At 51.0% G+C, this 18,676-nt stretch carries 14 protein-coding genes and 1 pseudogene; 11 read left to right on the top strand and 4 right to left on the bottom strand.

Annotated elements, in window-relative coordinates; translation table 11 throughout:
• Positions 1–237: 237 nt before the first annotated feature.
• Positions 238–2,274: an excinuclease ABC subunit UvrB gene (gene uvrB, locus C9J03_RS07845; protein ID WP_044622899.1), complete on the bottom strand. Its 2,037-nt coding sequence runs from the start codon at positions 2,272–2,274 to the stop codon at positions 238–240.
• Between the two features lie 459 nt (positions 2,275–2,733).
• Between uvrB and ushA the strand changes: the two genes are divergently transcribed.
• From ushA to nth, 8 genes are all read left to right on the top strand, one after another.
• On the top strand, positions 2,734–4,428 hold the full coding sequence (ushA, locus tag C9J03_RS07840; RefSeq protein WP_044622898.1) for a bifunctional UDP-sugar hydrolase/5'-nucleotidase UshA: 1,695 nt from the start codon (positions 2,734–2,736) through the stop codon (positions 4,426–4,428).
• Between the two features lie 797 nt (positions 4,429–5,225).
• Positions 5,226–5,807 carry an electron transport complex subunit RsxA gene (gene rsxA / locus C9J03_RS07835; RefSeq protein ID WP_039456871.1) on the top strand — a complete coding sequence of 194 codons (582 nt, stop codon included), beginning with the start codon at positions 5,226–5,228 and terminating at the stop codon, positions 5,805–5,807.
• Between the two features lies 1 nt (position 5,808).
• Positions 5,809–6,390 (top strand): electron transport complex subunit RsxB, encoded by a 582-nt coding sequence (gene rsxB, locus C9J03_RS07830; RefSeq protein ID WP_044622897.1) that lies wholly within the window; start codon positions 5,809–5,811, stop codon positions 6,388–6,390.
• A gap of 1 nt (position 6,391) precedes the next feature.
• Positions 6,392–9,025, top strand: a complete 2,634-nt coding sequence (gene rsxC, locus C9J03_RS07825; protein ID WP_044622896.1) for an electron transport complex subunit RsxC — start codon at positions 6,392–6,394, stop codon at positions 9,023–9,025.
• A 2-nt stretch (positions 9,026–9,027) separates the two neighbouring features.
• Entirely contained in the window at positions 9,028–10,074 is a 1,047-nt protein-coding gene (gene rsxD / locus C9J03_RS07820; RefSeq protein ID WP_044622895.1) for an electron transport complex subunit RsxD, read from the top strand.
• A 10-nt stretch (positions 10,075–10,084) separates the two neighbouring features.
• Positions 10,085–10,717: an electron transport complex subunit RsxG gene (gene rsxG, locus C9J03_RS07815; protein ID WP_044622894.1), complete on the top strand. Its 633-nt coding sequence runs from the start codon at positions 10,085–10,087 to the stop codon at positions 10,715–10,717.
• A 2-nt stretch (positions 10,718–10,719) separates the two neighbouring features.
• Positions 10,720–11,415: an electron transport complex subunit E gene (locus C9J03_RS07810; protein ID WP_039456888.1), complete on the top strand. Its 696-nt coding sequence runs from the start codon at positions 10,720–10,722 to the stop codon at positions 11,413–11,415.
• A gap of 62 nt (positions 11,416–11,477) precedes the next feature.
• On the top strand, positions 11,478–12,113 hold the full coding sequence (nth, locus tag C9J03_RS07805; RefSeq protein WP_044622893.1) for an endonuclease III: 636 nt from the start codon (positions 11,478–11,480) through the stop codon (positions 12,111–12,113).
• 69 nt (positions 12,114–12,182) lie between these two features.
• On the opposite strand, the gene C9J03_RS07800 is transcribed toward nth, so the two are convergent.
• Together C9J03_RS07800 and motY are read right to left on the bottom strand one after the other, a co-directional pair.
• Complete coding sequence (locus C9J03_RS07800; protein ID WP_044622892.1) at positions 12,183–12,521, bottom strand: hypothetical protein; 339 nt, start codon at positions 12,519–12,521, stop codon at positions 12,183–12,185.
• A gap of 116 nt (positions 12,522–12,637) precedes the next feature.
• Positions 12,638–13,486, bottom strand: a complete 849-nt coding sequence (motY, locus tag C9J03_RS07795) for a flagellar protein MotY (RefSeq protein WP_044624410.1) — start codon at positions 13,484–13,486, stop codon at positions 12,638–12,640.
• Between the two features lie 292 nt (positions 13,487–13,778).
• Here motY and rnt point away from each other — a divergent pair, with 292 nt between their 5' ends.
• From rnt to C9J03_RS07780, 3 genes are all read left to right on the top strand, one after another.
• Positions 13,779–14,447, top strand: coding sequence for a ribonuclease T (gene rnt, locus C9J03_RS07790; RefSeq protein ID WP_039456917.1), 669 nt, complete (start codon positions 13,779–13,781; stop codon positions 14,445–14,447).
• A 411-nt stretch (positions 14,448–14,858) separates the two neighbouring features.
• Positions 14,859–16,082, top strand: a complete 1,224-nt coding sequence (locus C9J03_RS07785) for an outer membrane protein transport protein (protein ID WP_044622891.1) — start codon at positions 14,859–14,861, stop codon at positions 16,080–16,082.
• A gap of 40 nt (positions 16,083–16,122) precedes the next feature.
• Positions 16,123–18,537 carry a VolA/Pla-1 family phospholipase gene (locus C9J03_RS07780; protein WP_052829731.1) on the top strand — a complete coding sequence of 805 codons (2,415 nt, stop codon included), beginning with the start codon at positions 16,123–16,125 and terminating at the stop codon, positions 18,535–18,537.
• Positions 18,538–18,586: 49 nt separating this feature from the next.
• Here the strand turns inward: C9J03_RS07780 and C9J03_RS27165 are convergent.
• Positions 18,587–18,676 (bottom strand): annotated as a pseudogene (locus C9J03_RS27165) (group II intron maturase-specific domain-containing protein); the annotation flags it as partial.

Below are 18,676 nucleotides of genomic sequence, written 5' to 3'. Positions count from 1 at the left end.
TAATCAATATACACGGCTAATTTTGCTGTTAAACCCTTAAAAAAGTGCAATTAAAGAGGGCCATAAAAAGTTGGCACACATCATGCTTTATTCATAGTGACTCTTCCTGAGAGTCAACCTAGCCAACTGACGTTGTTTTTGGAATTATTTCAATAAAACAATGACGCCAACCGAACCTATTCTCGGTTGGCTTTTTTTTGCCCGCTTTTCCTTACCTATTTTACCGTCTCGCGTTGGCTAGCTATTGGCAATAAATTGCTCTCTCAATGTGTGGATTTTGTCCCTGAGCTCAGCCGCTTTTTCAAACTCCAAGTTCTGGGCAGCATCATACATTTCCTTCTCAAGCTGCAGAATTTCCGTTTCCAGCTGCTGCGGAGACATCGTGGTATAGGTTGCCTTCTTCTCGGCAACTTTATGCAGCTGTGCTGCGCGGTTGGCTTTGCTGCCCTTGCCCGGGGCCCCCAATTCCATAATGTCGGACACTTTGGTTTCGAGTGCCTTGGGCACAATGCCATGCTTTTCATTATGGGCGATCTGCTTATCACGGCGTCGGTTGGTTTCATTCATCGCCCGCTCCATCGAGCCGGTGATCCTGTCGGCATACAATATCGCCTTGCCTTCCAAGTGACGGGCGGCACGGCCGATTGTCTGGATCAGCGAACGCTCGGAGCGCAAAAAGCCCTCCTTATCGGCATCGAGGATCGCCACCAGCGAGACCTCCGGCATATCCAAGCCCTCACGCAGCAAGTTGATCCCGACCAGGACATCGAATTCCCCCAGCCGCAGATCGCGAATGATCTCAACCCGCTCAACCGTGTCGACATCCGAATGCAGGTAGCGCACCCTGACCCCGTGCTCAGTCAGGTATTCAGTGAGATCCTCTGCCATCCGTTTGGTCAACGTGGTTACCAGTACCCGCTCCTGCTTGGCCTCGCGGATCCGAATTTCAGACAGCAGGTCGTCAACCTGAGTCGCAACCGGGCGGACTTCAATCTCCGGATCGAGCAACCCTGTTGGCCTAACAACCTGCTCGGCAATATCCCCGCCGGATTTGTCGATTTCATACTGGCCCGGTGTTGCCGAGATATACAACGTCTGGGGAGCCAGAGACTCAAACTCCTCGAATTTCAGAGGCCTGTTATCCAGTGCCGACGGCAGACGAAAACCATATTCCACCAAGTTTTCTTTGCGAGAGCGGTCACCGCGGTACATCGCACCAATTTGCGAGACGGTGACATGGGACTCATCGATGATCAACAAGCCATCCGGCGGCAAGTAGTCAAACAGGGTCGGTGGCGGCTCACCTTCGGCACGGCCACTGAGGTAGCGGGAGTAGTTTTCGATCCCCGAGCAGAAGCCAAGCTCCATCATCATTTCGATATCGAACTGAGTTCGCTGGCTAATACGCTGCTCCTCGACCAGCTTGTTGTTGTCGAGCAGTTGCTTTTTGCGTACATCGAGCTCCTCCTTGATGCCATCGATAGCCTCAAGGACACGCTCCCGTGGGGTAACATAGTGAGTTTTAGGGTAGATCGTGCAGCGAGGCAGATCCCGTTGCAATATGGCACCTGTTAGCGGATCAAACATGCTGATGCAATCAACTTCATCGTCAAACAGCTCGATCCTTACCGCCTCTTTCTCAGATTCAGCCGGGAAGATGTCGATCACCTCTCCCCGTACCCGGAAGTTACCCCTCTCGAAGGCGACATCGTTTCGGGTATATTGCAACTCAGCCAAGCGGCGCAAGACATCGCGCTGATCCAAGATGTCGCCACGGCGCACGTGCAGCATCATTTTGAGGTATGAGTCAGGATCGCCCAGACCATAAATCGCCGACACCGATGCCACAATGACCACATCACGGCGCTCCATCAGCGCTTTGGTGGCAGACAGCCTCATCTGTTCGATATGCGCATTGACTGACGCATCTTTTTCGATAAAGGTATCTGTCGTCGGGACGTAAGCTTCCGGCTGGTAGTAATCGTAGTAGGAAACAAAATACTCAACCGCATTGTCCGGGAAGAACTCTTTCATCTCACCGTACAATTGTGCTGCCAAGGTTTTGTTCGGTGCCAGAATCAGCGTTGGTCTATCTGACTCGGCAATCACATTGGCCACCGTAAAAGTTTTACCTGTCCCCGTCGCCCCCAGCAGGGTCTGATGAGCAAGGCCGGCTTCCAGCCCTTCAAGCAACTGGTTGATAGCCGTCGGCTGATCACCGGAAGGGGAATAGCGAGAAGAGAGTTTAAAGGTTTTAGAACTAGACTTGTCCATCATGATTCCATACTGGCTATATGATCAGTGTGTATGACATTGTGCAGCAGCTAACGAGCATGTCAATAATAAGCCATTTTCTGCCCCATATCGGCAAGGGTATGATGTCAGCCCTCACCCATGATATAAAACACAGACACGCACGGTGCAATAACCAGCGGGTATTCCCCCTGGGTATTTACCGACGGCCTATCCTGAATACTGTATAACATTCTACAGTCACCATCACACTATTGGCATTCGGTTTAAATAATACACTGATAGGTAACATAAAATGTTGTTTTATGGATGCTAATTACAATATTGACAGTAATTTAAGCCGACGCAGTGATCCTGCCCATACTCGAATGATCTTACCGTTGTTTTTAAACAATAAATCCCTAATTTTGTCTTTCCTCTATGCATGAAAAGAACCATAGAAGCTTTCACTCAATAAATTCAGCATACGGCAAGACTATTATGAAATTTATCCGCAAAAAGAACTTAATTAAAACCGCAATATCAGCATCACTTCTTCTGTCACTGGCAGGCTGCTCCAGCGATAGTGATGAAACGTTAAAATTCACGGTCTTACACACTAATGATAACCATGGACGTTTCTGGCATAACTCCGATGGCGAATATGGCATGGCCGCACGGCAAACCTTGATTAACCGTCTTCGTGAGCAAGTAGCGGCGAACGGCGGCGAAGTGTTGCTGCTTTCCGGGGGCGATATCAATACCGGTGTACCCGAATCTGACTTGCTCGATGCCGAGCCGGATTTCGTCGGTATGAGCCACATCCGTTACGATGCCATGGCGGTCGGCAATCATGAATTTGATAACCCTCGTGAGGTTCTGGAAAAACAGCAAGCCTGGGCATCTTTCCCCATGCTCTCTGCCAACATCTACAAGAAAGACACTGGCGAGCGATTGTTCAAGCCCTATGAAATTTTTAATGTCAATGGGGTAAAGATTGCCGTGATCGGGCTAACGACCGAAGATACCGGTCGGATAGGTAACCCTGAGTATGTCTCTGATCTTGAGTTTCGCAACACCGCAGAAGAAGCCGCAAAAGTCATCGCTGAAATCGAAGCTAACGAAAGCGTTGATGTTATCCTCGCCACCACCCATATGGGCCACTACGAAGATGGCAATAATGGGAGCAACGCCCCAGGCGATGTCACTCTTGCACGCTCACTGGCACCTGGCAAATTAGATGCCATCATCGGCGGGCACTCGCAAAACCCGGTGTGCATGGAGCCTGGCACAAACAATTACAATACGGACTTTAAGCCCGGCGACGAGTGTGTTCCCGACCAGCAAAACGGGACCTACATTATGCAAGCCCATGAATGGGGCAAATATGTTGGCCGTGCAGACTTTGAGTTTCGCGGCGATGAATTAAAGCTCGTCAGCTATGAGCTCATCCCGGTGAACCTAAAAGAAGAGAATGAAGACGGCGACAAGGTCTTTATTGGTGAGGAAATCGAGAAAGATCCCGCCCTCTACTCTATCCTCGAAGAGTTCCAGAACAAAGGTGACGAGGCCCTTGGCAATATCATCGCCACCCTCAACGGTAAGCTTGAAGGCGACAGGAGCGTTGTGCGCTCGCAGCAAACCAATCTTGGCCGCCTGATTGCTGCAGCCCAAACCGAAGCGGTGCCAAACGCCGACTTCGGCGTCATGAACTCTGGTGGAGTTCGTGACTCCATCAATGCCGAAGGTATTAGTGGCTATGACGTGTCCTACCGCGATGTCTTAATCGTGCAGCCATTCGGTAATACTATTGGCCGTGTCGAGATGTCAGGCGCGGCAATCGCCGAATACCTTGGCGATGTCGCCACCAAGCAGATCGAATCTGGTGCCTATGCACAATTCTCTGGGGTCAATATGGCTGTTGACTGCGCAGCCGGTACGGTTGCTATCAACTCACTGGGAGATAAAGACTATAGCCCTGAAGATAGCTACATTTTCACCATACCAAGCTTTAATGCCAACGGGGGCGACAATTACCCAATCCTTGACTTCATCGATACCGGTAAAGTTGACGCAGATGAACTGAAGCGCTTCTTTGAGACCAAACAGGTTATCAATGCCGCTGATTACGAGCCACAGGGAGAAGTGGTATATCTAAACTCACTATCAGATAAGGGCTGCCAGCTAGCGCCATAACCCCGTGGTACCACTCCAGCCCCTCACTGACTGGAGTGGTACTTTCTGCCAAACATCTGCGTCTTTTTCCTTGACGGTATCCGTCTAACGCCGTATTATCACCGCCCACGCTGCAGCACAGTGCTGTTTACCCACCAGTCAGCTTTACCCCTTTCGTTATCTTCAAAATATGCTTTTGAGGAAACTTTCCACAACTTATCCAAGTTTTGATTTATATCAATTCACAGCGTTGTTGCATCCAAAAATTCCGTAAAGTAATCACTCTAGCTTTCTCCACAAGCACATCGTTACCCTCCGTGACTCCACCTATAACAGTGGTTTATTGCATATCTGATCCTGCTCACATTTTAACCGCAACGACACAGAGATAACCTCAAGCCCTAGTTTCCAAACATCCATCAACACAGTTATCCACAGTTTCCGTGGATAAGTGGGCTAAACCCTTGAGCCGTCAGGGCTGAAGGAAATCAAGCTTTTTTTCTGCAAAAAAAACCTCGCCGAACTTTCTTTCGCCTTCTGTTACAAGCCTGGTCAAAAAACAGACTACTCTGGAACTGAAGATGTTTATTGTTGTAAACAACCGTGTTTTTTACCACAAGTAGCATGGCCTCAGCGGATGTTGTAGTGACATAGAAAGATCGGGCTTAAATGTTAACAGCACATAATGTCGCATTAACTTTGCCGCAATGAATGGCGAAAAGGTCGTCGAAGTGGAAAAACCCTGCTCCTAGGGAGTTGTTATAGGTGCGACAAAGGAAGATAATATAAGGATCTTTTGCAAATAGTATTACGGCGGTATGACTGAATACCTACTCCTTCTCGTAGGTACAGTGTTGGTCAACAACTTTGTACTGGTTAAATTTTTAGGACTTTGTCCCTTCATGGGGGTTTCCAAAAAACTGGAGACTGCCATCGGGATGGGGCTTGCTACCACCTTTGTGCTGACTCTGGCGTCAGTATGTGCTTACTTAGTCGAAACCTACATTCTGGTACCACTAGGCATCCAATATCTCAGAACGCTGAGCTTTATCCTGGTGATTGCGGTCGTTGTACAGTTCACAGAAATGGTGGTTCACAAAACAAGCCCGACACTTTACCGCCTTCTGGGCATTTTCCTCCCACTGATCACATCAAACTGTGCCGTACTGGGGGTTGCCCTGCTAAACATTAACGAACGCCACAATTTTATTGAGTCGGTCGTCTATGGTTTTGGTGCTGCTGCCGGTTTTTCTCTGGTCCTTATTCTTTTCGCTTCGATGCGCGAGCGTATCGCCGCAGCGGATGTACCCGCCCCGTTCAAAGGTGCTTCTATTGCCATGATCACTGCAGGACTGATGTCACTTGCCTTTATGGGCTTTACTGGATTGGTGAAACTGTAACATGAGTGGATTAATCATTGCTGTGATAGCCATTGCAGCCCTGGCAGCAATTTTTGGCCTGGTATTGGGGTATGCCTCTATCCGGTTCAAGGTTGAAGCGGATCCGATCGTCGAACAAATTGATGCTATCTTGCCGCAAACCCAATGTGGCCAGTGCGGCTATCCAGGGTGCCGTCCCTATGCCGAGGCCATCGCCAATGGCGACGACATCAACAAATGTCCCCCTGGCGGCCAGCAGGCCATCGAAAAACTGGCAGATTTGATGGGTGTTGAGGTGCAGGAATCGGCCCACGATGTCGATAAAACCATCAAGAAAGTCGCCTTCATCCATGAAGACATGTGTATCGGCTGTACCAAGTGCATCCAGGCTTGCCCTGTCGATGCGATTGTCGGCGGTACCAAGGCCCTCCATACCGTCATCAAGGATGAATGTACCGGCTGTGATTTGTGTGTCGCTCCATGCCCGACCGACTGTATTGAAATGATCCCGGTAGAAACAACGCCTGAGAGCTGGACATGGGACTTGAACCAGATCCCGGTTGTAAACCTTCCAGCAGATAACAATGAAAGCACGGTGAAGTAACATGCTGTCTATTATTGAACAAATCAAACAAGGTCAGCTGTGGGACTTCCCAGGCGGTATCCACCCTGCCGAAAATAAAACCCTGTCTAACCGCACGGCAATCACTCGTGCTGGGGTTCCGGATGAATTGGTACTGCCACTCAAGCAGCACATCGGTACCAAAGGTGAAATATTAGTCAATGTTGGTGATCACGTTCTCAAAGGCCAACCGCTGACCAAAAGTGATATGAGCATGTGCGTGCCGATCCACGCCCCGACATCCGGCACCGTGACGGCAATAGAACAACGAACCACGGCGCACCCTTCAGGTCTCAGCGATCTGAGTATTGTGATCAAGAGTGACGGCGAAGATCTGTGGGGCTCTCAGCACAAAATTGCCGATTACCAATCTCTTGAGCCCGCTGAGCTGATCGATGCGATCCGCCTGAGCGGCATTGCCGGTCTTGGTGGCGCAGGGTTCCCGACAGGTCGTAAGCTGCAGGGCAGCTTGGGCTTGGCCGATATTCTGATCATCAATGCGGCAGAGTGTGAACCTTATATCACCGCCGACGATCGTCTGATGCAGGACTATGCCGAAGAAGTGATCGAAGGGGTGCGGATCCTCCGTCATATCGTCAAACCCAAGCTGACGCTGATCGGTATCGAAGATAACAAACCAGATGCAATCAAGGCACTGGAGAAATGTGTTTCGCCGGAAGACAACATTATCATCCGGGTAATACCCACCAAGTACCCTTCGGGCAGCTCCAAACAGTTGGTGAAAATCCTGACAGGACGTGAAGTACCAAGCCAAGCACGTTCTTCCGCAGTGGGTGTCGTGGTGCAGAACGTCGGTACCGCCTTTGCGGTCAAGCGGGCCATTATTGATGGCGAGCCCTTGATCGAACGTGTTGTCACCCTGACCGGCGAAGCATTCAAGCAGCGTGGTAACGTATTTGCCCGCTTGGGAACGCCGATTTCCTACCTGCTCGATAACTACGGGTATAAGCCGGATCGAAAATACCCGCGCGTGATTATTGGTGGCTCATTGATGGGCTTTACTTTGCCGCATCCGAATGTACCTATCACCAAGATCACCAACTGTATCCTGACGCCCAAACGTCGTGAGCTACCGCTGCATACTCACGAAATGGCATGTATCCGCTGTAGTGCCTGTGCCGACGCTTGCCCAACATCGTTGCTACCCCAGCAGCTACAGTGGTATGCCAAGGACAAGGACTACGACAAATGTGAAGAATACAACCTGTTCGACTGCATCGAATGTGGTGCCTGTGCCTATGTTTGCCCAAGTGAAATTCCGCTGGTTAACTACTACCGCAAGGCTAAGGCCGAGATTTGGGCCAACCAGCAAGAGACCGCTAATGCCGAGCGCGCAAAACAGCGCTTCGAAGCCAAGCAAGCGCGCTTCGAACGTGAAAAAGCGGCGCGTGAAAACCGCTTCAAGAAGGCGGCTGAAGACCGTCGCAAAGATATGGCCGCGAAAGGTGGCGACGACGCAGTCGCTGCGGCTATTGCACGCGTCAAAGCTAAGCAAGCCGCTGCAACTACTGAAGGCGCGGAGAAGAAGCCAGCCGTTGCAGCTGCCATTGCGCGTGCTAAAGCCAAGCAGGCAGAAGCCGCTAACGCCGGTAATGCAGTACCCAAGATCAGCAGTGCGGTCCCTGACAACAGTGAGATGGCAAAACTGCGTGAAGAACGTAAGCGTCAAGCCCGTGAGCGCAAGGCTGCAAAATTAGCAGAAGAAGCTAAATCGACTGACACGGCAGAAAACTCATCAGAGCAAAGCGCTGATAGCAAGAAGGATGCGGTTGCTGCTGCGATTGCCCGCGCCAAGGCCCGCAAGGCAGCTCAACAAGCTGATGCACAGCCAGAGTCAACGAAAGAGCAATCTGCAAGTGCAACATCCGATCCGAAGAAAGCAGCGGTTGCATCCGCTATAGCTCGTGCCAAAGCGCGTAAAGCCGCACAGGAATCAGGCGGTGAACCTGAGCAACCGGCTGAAACCACACAAGCAGATACGGATCCGAAAAAAGCGGCTGTGGCTGCTGCCGTCGCCCGCGCCAAAGCGCGCAAGGCGGCCCAGCAAGCACAAGCGGAGTCACCTGCTAAAGAAGCCAAGCCAGAGCAAACTGGCGACGCTGAAATTGATCCAAAGAAAGCCGCTGTCGCTGCTGCCGTCGCCCGTGCCAAGGCCCGCAAGGCGCAGCAGGCGCAGCAGGCGCAGCAGGCGCAAACCGAAGCTGCTGAAGATGCCAAACCGGATCAACCGGCACCAGATGCTGAGGTTGATCCGAAGAAAGCCGCTGTCGCTGCTGCCGTCGCCCGCGCCAAAGCGCGCAAGGCTGTACAACAGGCACAAACCGAAGCTGCTGAAGATGCCAAACCGGAACAACCGGAACCAGATGCTGAGGTTGATCCGAAGAAAGCCGCTGTCACTGCTGCGATTGCTCGAGCCAAGGCACGCAAGGCGGCTCAGCAGGCGCAAACCGAAGCTGCTGCTGAAGATGCCAAACAGGAAGAATCGGCACCAGAGGCTGAAATTGATCCGAAAAAAGCCGCTGTCGCAGCTGCCGTCGCCCGCGCCAAGGCACGCAAAGCCGCGAAAGAAGCACAAGAAAAAAATGAGGAAAACTAACTGTGGCTTTTAATATTGCAAGCTCCCCCCATGCCCACAGTCGCCGAAGCACCAGCAGCTTGATGCGCACTGTTATCCTTTGTACCGCCTTGGGTGTCAGCGCCCAATGGTACTTCTCTGGCTGGGGCGTCCTTATCCAAATCGCCCTAGCAGCAACACTGTGCGTCGCCACCGAAGCTGTGATTTTGAAACTGCGCCAGCGTCCTTTGGTACCCTACCTGCGTGATAACAGCGCGCTGCTAACAGGAGTGTTGATTGGCCTCTCCATTCCACCTCTAGCACCTTGGTGGATCAGTGTTATTGGTTGCCTATTTGCCATTGTTATTGCTAAACACCTGTACGGTGGATTGGGACAAAACCTGTTCAATCCAGCCATGGTGGCCTATGTGGTTCTGCTGATCTCATTCCCACTGCAAATGACCACCTGGTTACCACCGCAGTCATTGGCTGCTGAGCCTGTTACTTTGATGGATAGTGTCAGCGCGATCCTGACAGGCTTCACTCCTGATGGATTCAGCGTCCACCAGCTACGTATGTCGGTCGATGGTATAACAATGGCAACGCCGCTCGATACGCTGAAAACATCGTTGACCACAGGCCATACCGCTACAGAGATCCTCTCTGGCCCAGTGTTTGGCCTGATTGGCGGAATTGGCTGGGAGTGGGTTAACCTCGGTTTTTTGTTGGGTGGTCTGCTCATGCTGAAAATGCGCGTGATCCAGTGGCATATTCCAGCAGGTATGCTCGGCGCGCTGTTCGTCATCAGCACTATCGCGTTTATGATCAGCCCGGATAACACCGCTTCGCCGCTGTTCCACCTGTTCTCGGGAGCCACCATGCTGGGTGCCTTCTTTATTGCGACCGATCCCGTATCAGCCTCGACCACAGTTAAAGGCCGCTTGATCTTCGGCGCATTGATCGGCGTGCTGGTGTTCTTGATCCGCACCTTCGGTGGCTTCCCTGACGGCGTCGCTTTCAGTGTCCTGCTGGCCAACATGTGCGTACCGCTGATTGACTACTACACCCGACCACGCACGTTTGGCCACTGAGGAAACCACCATGATTAACGCAATGAAAAAAAATGGTGGCATCCTGGCAATTTTTGCCATCCTAGCTACCAGCTTGGTATCGGTCACCAACCTGCTAACCGCCGGGCGAATCGAGCAACAGCAGCAGCAAGAACTGCTTAAGGTACTTAACCAGGTGATCCCAGCGGAAAGCCATGATAATGAGCTATATAAAAGTTGTACTTTGCTGACCAGCGAACAATATTTGGGTACCGAAAGCCCTATGCCGGCATATATCGCAGAGAAAGATGGTCAGAAAGTCGGTATGGCTATTGAGACTATCGCACCTGATGGCTACAGCGGTGCCATCAAACTTATCGTCGGACTCGATCTTGAAGGTACCGTGACCGGTGTTCGCATCCTTAGCCACAATGAGACCCCGGGGCTGGGTGATAAAATCGAAACCAGGATCAGCGACTGGATTTACAGCTTCACTGGCAAACGTGTCGACAACGAAAAAGATACCCGCTGGGCGGTACGCAAAGACGGTGGCGAGTTTGATCAGTTTACCGGTGCGACCATTACCCCACGAGCGGTAGTGGGTGCGGTCAAAAACGTATCATTGTATTACCAGGCGAACCAGCAAGACCTATTCGAACAGCCACTGAACTGTCAGGGTGAGTGAAGATGATGAATAAAGAACTGATGAAAAATGGCTTGTGGAACAATAATCCGGCAATTGTCCAATTGCTGGGACTGTGTCCGCTTCTCGCCGTATCAGCCACAGTGACCAATGCCCTTGGCCTGGGCCTGGCGACAACGGCAGTACTGGTTGGCTCGAACCTGATCGTCTCTTTGGTTAGGCAGTGGGTACCATCAGAAATTCGTATTCCGGTGTTCGTGATGATCATTGCCTCCTTGGTAACTTGCGTGCAATTGCTGATGAATGCGTTTACCTATGGCTTGTATCAATCGCTGGGTATCTTCATCCCGTTGATCGTTACCAACTGTATCATTATCGGCCGTGCTGAAGCCTTTGCCTCTAAAAATGATCCTGTTCCAGCCCTATTGGACGGATTATGGATGGGGCTAGGTATGACCGCCGCTTTGGTGGTACTGGGCGCCATGCGAGAAATCCTGGGCAACGGTACGCTATTTGATGGCGCAGACCGCCTGCTTGGTAGCTGGGCAGCATCGCTGCGTATCGAAGTCTTCAGTTTTGACAGCAGTTTCTTGCTGGCCATCCTGCCACCGGGCGCTTTCATCGGGGTAGGCTTTATGATTGCCCTGAAAAATGCTATTGATAACAAGCGTGAGCAGAAAGCCGCCAAGGCACAGGACAAACCTGTTATCGAGCGTGCCCGCGTCACGACAACAAATTAATCCTAAACTGCTGGTGAGGGATCACCGGCAGAACAATGTTGGCTATATCGCTGGAAGTTAATATGAATAATCAAAAACGCGTCCAGATCCTGGAACGTTTACGTGCGGAGAACCCCCACCCCGAGACCGAACTGAACTGGAGCACCCCGTTCGAGTTGCTAATCGCAGTATTGCTCTCTGCCCAAGCAACCGATGTCAGTGTCAATAAGGCTACTGACAAGCTCTACCCTGTTGCCAATACCCCGCAGGCCATGTTCGACCTCGGTGTAGACGGCGTCAAGGAATATATCAAAACCATCGGCTTGTTTAACTCCAAGGCTGAGAATGTCATCAAGACCTGTAAAATCTTGCTGGAGAAACACGGTGGCGAAGTTCCTGAAAGTCGCGAGGCACTGGAGGCCTTACCGGGCGTTGGCCGCAAGACAGCCAATGTCGTGCTCAATACGGCCTTTGGCTGGCCGACCATTGCTGTTGATACCCATATCTTCCGGGTATCGAACCGCACCAAGTTCGCCATGGGCAAAAATGTCGATCAGGTAGAGGAAAAACTACTCAAGGTGGTCCCTAAAGAATTCAAGGTCGATGTTCACCACTGGCTGATCCTCCACGGCCGTTACACCTGTGTGGCGCGTAAACCCCGCTGTGGCAGTTGCATCATCGAAGACCTTTGTGAGTACAAAGAAAAAACGGAACTATAGAGCTGGCCTTTTCGCGTAATGGATAATGATACGCCCGCCATGGCGGGCGCATCCAACCAAGCAAATCGATTACTCAACTTTACCGAAATATTCTGTAACGATAGCCGTAAAACGATCATCGTCATTGGTTGGTTCGTTATATTCAATTGAGTAATAAGGCATGATGCTGTCTTTGAGCTTCTCGGCAATCTGTAACTCCAAGTTTTCGACACTCACCGTACTAGTGACTTCGTACGTTTCCGCCCGGTTAAGCTCCATCTCTTCGGCCTGCTCCGATGTAATCAATTGCGATTTTACCTCAGAGGCTAACTCGCTTTGTATTTTAGACACATCACTGCCTACAACCACGTCATTAGCAGCCAAAACCGAACCAGCACCGAACAATAGGGTCCACAGGATATTTTTCATCGCCACTACCTTGCTTAATTATTTATCCAGATAAATTTAGTCTTCGGCAGGCAAACTCAGCGCTTCAAAATTAAGACAAAGCAGGAGGCAAATTACTCTTTTACGGCAAGGTGCCATTAGATAATTGTTCTACCTAATGAAATGACAACCCTGCGGTTTTTATTGCGCCCGATTGGCGTATTGTTGTCGGCAACGGGGCGGCGTTCACCATACGCTTCAACCTGGATCCTGTCTTCCGGCAACCCCATCGCCATAAAGTATTCCTCCAAACGCTCTGCCCGTCGCTCGGACAACGCCTGGTTAGCGGTCTTTCCCCCCCGCCCATCGGTGTAGGCCGCCACCAAGACCAAATCTACGTCGTCACTGTAGCGGACGAAATCCGCAATTTGAGCCAGGCGCTGCTGTGAGGCTTTGTTCAGTTGATCGCTGCCCTGATCGTAATGAAGCACGGTAAATGCAATATCTTCGAAGCTGTAAGGCAGCAAATTATTCAGACACTGGCTGAACTGATCATAGGCCGGACGGAAAGCGACAGCAGACAAGCCCACTTCGATCCGTTTGTTTTGCTGCTGCCAGTCCTGGTAGCTAAATGTTGGGTAGCGCCCAATTTCTAGCTCAGACAGCATAACCCAGGCTGTTTGCCCACCGACATAGCCATCGAACTGTTTGAAGAACGTCAGGTTGGTAATGGACTGCGCGGCCTCACCCGGCATCCAACGCGGGGGCATTGAAACGAGATTGACATTGCGTGTTTCGCCCATCGGACGACGCATCTTCAGCTCGAAGTCGAGATTGATTTTCTTACTGGCCTTGGAGGTAAACTGGGCTTCACCATAGCTGGGTATGGTGTGGAGCATCCGGCACTCCAATGGGGTATCGACGGCCACTTTCCAGGTCGACTGGGCAGGCTCGGCAACATACACAGGTGTCGCGCTCGCCGCACTGGCCATCACCATGCCGAGCATGAATGCTACGTTGCAAGATTGAAATTTCGAGATAGCCATTTTATCACCCATTACTGCTGTCCTGCCCTTCACACTGCCTGTCAGTGCGAGATAAATGTGAAGCTTGTTATTGTATCGGAAAACGCCAGAAAAACTTTATAACCAAATAGCCTCGGGGTTATTGGGGCTACGAGGCTGAATTGGCTCGACCTATCCTTACTGCAGAGCGATTGGGCTTCAGGGCAGGGAAAGGTTTAGCTCATCGGTCGAATCTGACATAATGGCCGACTATTTTACATTGATTTGCCGTTTTATGAGCCAAGATAACGAACTAAATACCTTGAAAAGTCGCTTTCGCGGCTACTTCCCAGTCGTCATTGATGTAGAAACTGCAGGCTTCAATGCCAAGACTGATGCGTTACTGGAGATCTGTGCCGTAACGCTACAAATGGATGAGGAAGGCTGGCTGAAACCGGCATCCACCCTGCACTTTCATGTGACGCCATTCGAAGGGGCCGTAATCCACAAAGAAGCATTAGAGTTCAACGGCATCCGTGACCCGTTCAGCCCATTGCGCGGCGCAGTATCGGAAGAAGCTGCGCTCAAAGAAATCTACAAGCAGATCCGCAAAGAACAAAAAGCAGCGGGATGTTCTCGAGCCATCATGGTGGCCCATAACGCCAACTTCGACCACAGTTTTGTTATGGCGGCTTCAGAGCGTGCGAAACTAAAACGCAACCCGTTCCACCCATTTGCCACATTCGATACCGCAGCCTTGAGTGGCCTGGCCTTCGGGCAAACTGTGCTGGCCAAAGCCTGTGCCACCGCAGGGATCGAATTTGACAACAAGGAAGCACATTCAGCCCTGTACGACACCGAGAGAACGGCAGAGTTATTTTGTGAGATTGTTAACAAATGGAAAAAATTGGGTGGTTGGCCACTGCTAGAAAGTCAAACAGACGCTAGCGCTAACAGCCAATAATTCAAACAACACCAACTCATCAGACCTCTGACCAAGCCCTTTAAATTTGGGCTTGGTCACACTTCCATTCAAACATGCCTGCAACTTTTTGTGATTGTTTTAAACGCAACCTAATTAAACATTGCTCAATTATACATATTAATCAAAAACAATGCTTTACAGTAGGTTAACAATTCTAAATTCCGTCTTTATACTGCCCTAACTGTTTCATATTGTTTCAAGTGGTATCACCGCATGAACGATAACCTCTGGCTATTTATCGTTGATGTGTCCCCTTCGTGTGAACAAATATCCTGTTCCCCTGTTGTCAAGGGCCCCTTCCGAAACCCGTGGTTCAGTAACACCTTTTTGCGTTTTTCATTCATGGATCGAAGAACAAGAAGTAACTTACTCTAAAAGGCATGCATAATAATGACTAAGAAAATCACTCTAACGGCGTTCGCCGTTTCCGCAGCGCTCCTCAGTATCAATGCTCACTCGGCTGGCTTCCAAGTTAACGAACACTCTGCATCCGGTCTTGGCCGCGCTTTCTCTGGCGAAGTAGCAGTCGCAGACAATGCGTCGGTACTGGCCCGTAACCCAGCCGCGATGATGATGTTCGACCGGATGCAATTCTCAGGTGCGGTCTCATACATTGACCCGCAAATCGATGTCACTGCGGAAACAATTGGCGAAACGGCGAAGGATGTCGCGCCAACCGCCGTGGTTCCAGCCGGTTACTTCATCCAGCCAATCAACGATAAGTTTGCTTGGGGACTGGCGATGTTTACCAACTACGGTTTTGCCACAGAGTACCCTGCTGATTTCCACTTCGGCACCGATGCCGGTACAACCGACCTGCTCACCCTCAACCTCAATCCCAACATCGCTTACCGAATCAACGAACAATTCAGTCTTGGTGCGGGCATCAACATGGTGTATGCCGACGCCGAATTGCTGCGCCATAACGGTGGCCTTACCCCATCCAACCCAAGTGCGGATCTCCTAAAACTGGCAGGCGATACCATTGATTGGGGCTGGAACATCGGTTTTCTTTATGAATATAACAAAAACAACCGCTTCGGCCTGAGCTACCGCTCGGAAGTAGAGCTGAAGTTTGATGGCGACTTTACCGATTACAGCGGTGCATTTATCAAAGACGGTGCACCTGGCGATACCGTACCCGGCAAACTCAATGTGATCACCCCGGCCATTGCCGAATTTGGCGGCTTCCATCAGCTAAACAACCAATGGGCCGTTCACTATGGCGTGCAGTGGGTCCAGTGGAGCAAGTTCAAAGAGCTTCGTGCCACCAGCGATCAGTGTGTCGACAATGTGTGCTTACTCAAAGAGGAAGACTACGACGATAACTTCCGCTACTCCATTGGTGCCACCTACAACCTCAACCCTGACTGGACCCTCCGCGCTGGCTTTGCGTTCGATGAGCAGGCGGGCAAATCTACCCTGAGTATTCCCGATACCGACCGTTACTGGTACTCGGCTGGATTTACCTACAACTACAGCAACCAGATGACATTCGACTTTGGCTTTACCTACCTTTACGGCAAGAGCAGTACTTTCGAAGAAAGTGGCGAGACATTCAACGCCACCAATGATGCGTACCTAACCTCGGCGCAGATTAACTACATCTTCTAATCCGGTAGGAAACAATAAATTCAGTTAAGGGATCACCACAATGAACAAAAGTATTTTAGCTCTGAGCATTGCCGCCTCACTGGCCCTGGCCGGCTGTGGTAACGACGCAAAAGTCGAGAATAAAGTCAGCTATGAAGATCACATCGCCAAGAGCTTGGAAGCCGATACCAAAATTAAATTTGATATTTTGACGGCGCCGATTCTACCAACCTTCCTGGCCATGGACAGTACTGATGGAACACTGTCTACCGAGGGCAGTGTCGGTGATGAAAACTACAAAACCGACCTGTCTGATCCGCTAACCGCACTGGGTAAAACAGACGGTTGGAGTGTATCACAGCCGATTGTATTGCCGTTTGATGGAAAACTCGATGCCGCGAGCGCTTTGGATGCATTCCACCTTATAGAGACAACCAGTCCGCTGGCGGGGGCTCCTCAACTCATCAAAGTATTGGAACGCGGCCCTCTGAAAGACTACTTGCTGGTTCCCGGAGATGGAAAGATTACCATTTTCCCGAATTCACCACTGAACCCGAAATCTAACTATATGTTTGCCCTGACCGATAGCCTGCTTGATAGTGAAGGCGAGCCGGTCGGCATGTCCGAATCCTATGCAGCACTGAAAACAACCGTTAAACCGCCAAGCAGTGACCTTATCGGCGCACAGAAAGTCACCCATGCCATCGAGGCGACTGTTGCCGCGGTAAAAGGTATAGAGCCTAATTCAATCATCTACTCAAGCTGGTTCACTACCGGCTCGGTCGGTGATGTGCTTGATACCACCAAGGCCGTCATCGCCCAGACAATCGGCACTGTTCAAGCAGGCGGGAAAGCGGAAGATATACTAAAGGGTGAAGCCAATCCCAATAACATCGATCTGTCCAGCCTGTACCAGATGAATATCAGTGAAGTCACTGATATTGAAACCTTCTTTAATAACAGCGCTACCCTGCGCGCACTGGTTAGCAATGACCAGGACACGATTGATGATCTGGTCGCTGGTTACGTGGGAAATGGAATTAAAGTGTACACTGGTACCGTCAGCCTGCCTAACTTCCTCAACAGCAATACAGAAAATGAAGCGTGGAAGAAAACCCCATGGCAGAGCGCGGTACCTAGCCTTGCCAAGATCAGCAATGTCATGACCAACGGCTCCGATGCCGACAAAGCCGCGGTACAAGCCTCTTTGGACGGTATCGATATTGCCAAGCTGCTTGGCGGCGACAGTGCCGAGTTCATCAAACTGATTGGCCTAAAAGTCACGCTAGCCGATGGTTCGCAACTGGATGAAGAACGCCTGGTCACCCAGTACAGTCCATTACCGCAAATCCAATCGGTCGATCAGGTGCCCGTGCTGATGATCGTTCCACCAGCGGCTCTGGCACCGACGCCGGGGGTCGTGGTTTACCAGCACGGTATCACTTCGGTCAAGGAAACCGCCTACCTGTTCGGTGCCCAACATATCGGTGCCGCAGCAGCTACATCGGCAGTCCCGAAAGCCATCGTCGCGATTGACCACCCGCTTCACGGTGAACGTGCGCTGGCCGATGGTACCGTGACCACCGGCGAAACCGCTGACGTGTACATGAACCTCGAATACCTCAATGTTGCCCGCGACAATATCCGCCAGAGTATCATTGATGATCTAGGTCTTCGCACCTCGCTGTCTGTGATGGCTGGCAGCGGCCTTCCTACATTCCCAAGCCTGAATGTCATGGATGTCAGCTTCTTCGGCCACTCTCTCGGGGCTATTTCGGGCATCGGCACTTACCGTTTAGGCAACAAAACACTAGGCATCGATGAAGCTGATGCTTTGTTCAACTTCACCTCTGGGGCATTTGCCAACCCGGGCGGCGGTATTCCATCGCTATTGCTTGAGTCAAAGACCTTTGGGCCAACTATCAAGCATTCACTCATGCTGGGGGCAGAAGACGCAGCATACCTGGGTGCCTGCGGCGGAGCTGAAGATGGCGCTGCTTGTTTCGCTACTTTCTATGACAGCTTGGATGAAACAACCCAAGCAAAAGTCGACGGTACATTTACCGCCTTTGCCTATGCCGCTCAAACCGTGTTGGATACCATTGACCCCTACAACCTTGGACGTGATGTTGAAGGCCCTGTATATGTCATGCAGGCGGCCAATGACAGCGTGATACCAAACCAAACCACCAAGTATGGCATCATTGGTGGTACGGAGCCGTTAGCAAAACAACTTGGCCTGGCTGACCTCAAGAACTATTCATCGGGCGAAGTCGCCCACATCGCTCGATTCAATATCGACTCCAAAGCTCAGCACAGTACGGTAATCGGCCCGCAATTAGTCGACGGCGAAGGAACTGCTATTGATCCTGTCACCGCCCAAGCTGCCACCGATCAGGCTCAGCTGCAAGTTGCGACGTTCTCAGCGAATGCTGGACAAGGTATTGTTGTCACCCGTCCGGATATGATCAACTGAGTCAATAATAGTGAATCGAGTAGGAGGAGGCCTCACGGCCTCCGTCCTCTCACACCACCGTACAAGCGTGGGTCGCATACGGCGGTTCCGAATATATTTTCAGTGACTCATACCCATCTCTCAATGAGTACATGCCCAT

The organism is Photobacterium gaetbulicola (genome assembly GCF_003025515.1).
Taxonomy (GTDB): domain Bacteria; phylum Pseudomonadota; class Gammaproteobacteria; order Enterobacterales; family Vibrionaceae; genus Photobacterium; species Photobacterium gaetbulicola.
The sequence above is the reverse complement of the archived record's forward strand: the minus strand, read 5'-3'. Positions and strand labels throughout refer to the sequence as shown.

Bases quoted from the DNA above. Each gene is read 5' to 3' on its own strand.
- uvrB (WP_044622899.1), bottom strand. From the start codon at position 2,274: ATGGACAAGTCTAGTTCTAAAACCTTTAAACTCTCTTCTCGCTATTCC.
- ushA (WP_044622898.1), top strand. From the start codon at position 2,734: ATGAAATTTATCCGCAAAAAGAACTTAATTAAAACCGCAATATCAGCA.
- rsxA (WP_039456871.1), top strand. From the start codon at position 5,226: ATGACTGAATACCTACTCCTTCTCGTAGGTACAGTGTTGGTCAACAAC.
- rsxB (WP_044622897.1), top strand. From the start codon at position 5,809: ATGAGTGGATTAATCATTGCTGTGATAGCCATTGCAGCCCTGGCAGCA.
- rsxC (WP_044622896.1), top strand. From the start codon at position 6,392: ATGCTGTCTATTATTGAACAAATCAAACAAGGTCAGCTGTGGGACTTC.
- rsxG (WP_044622894.1), top strand. From the start codon at position 10,085: ATGATTAACGCAATGAAAAAAAATGGTGGCATCCTGGCAATTTTTGCC.
- C9J03_RS07810 (WP_039456888.1), top strand. From the start codon at position 10,720: ATGATGAATAAAGAACTGATGAAAAATGGCTTGTGGAACAATAATCCG.
- nth (WP_044622893.1), top strand. From the start codon at position 11,478: ATGAATAATCAAAAACGCGTCCAGATCCTGGAACGTTTACGTGCGGAG.
- C9J03_RS07800 (WP_044622892.1), bottom strand. From the start codon at position 12,521: ATGAAAAATATCCTGTGGACCCTATTGTTCGGTGCTGGTTCGGTTTTG.
- motY (WP_044624410.1), bottom strand. From the start codon at position 13,486: ATGCTCGGCATGGTGATGGCCAGTGCGGCGAGCGCGACACCTGTGTAT.
- rnt (WP_039456917.1), top strand. From the start codon at position 13,779: ATGAGCCAAGATAACGAACTAAATACCTTGAAAAGTCGCTTTCGCGGC.
- C9J03_RS07785 (WP_044622891.1), top strand. From the start codon at position 14,859: ATGACTAAGAAAATCACTCTAACGGCGTTCGCCGTTTCCGCAGCGCTC.
- C9J03_RS07780 (WP_052829731.1), top strand. From the start codon at position 16,123: ATGAACAAAAGTATTTTAGCTCTGAGCATTGCCGCCTCACTGGCCCTG.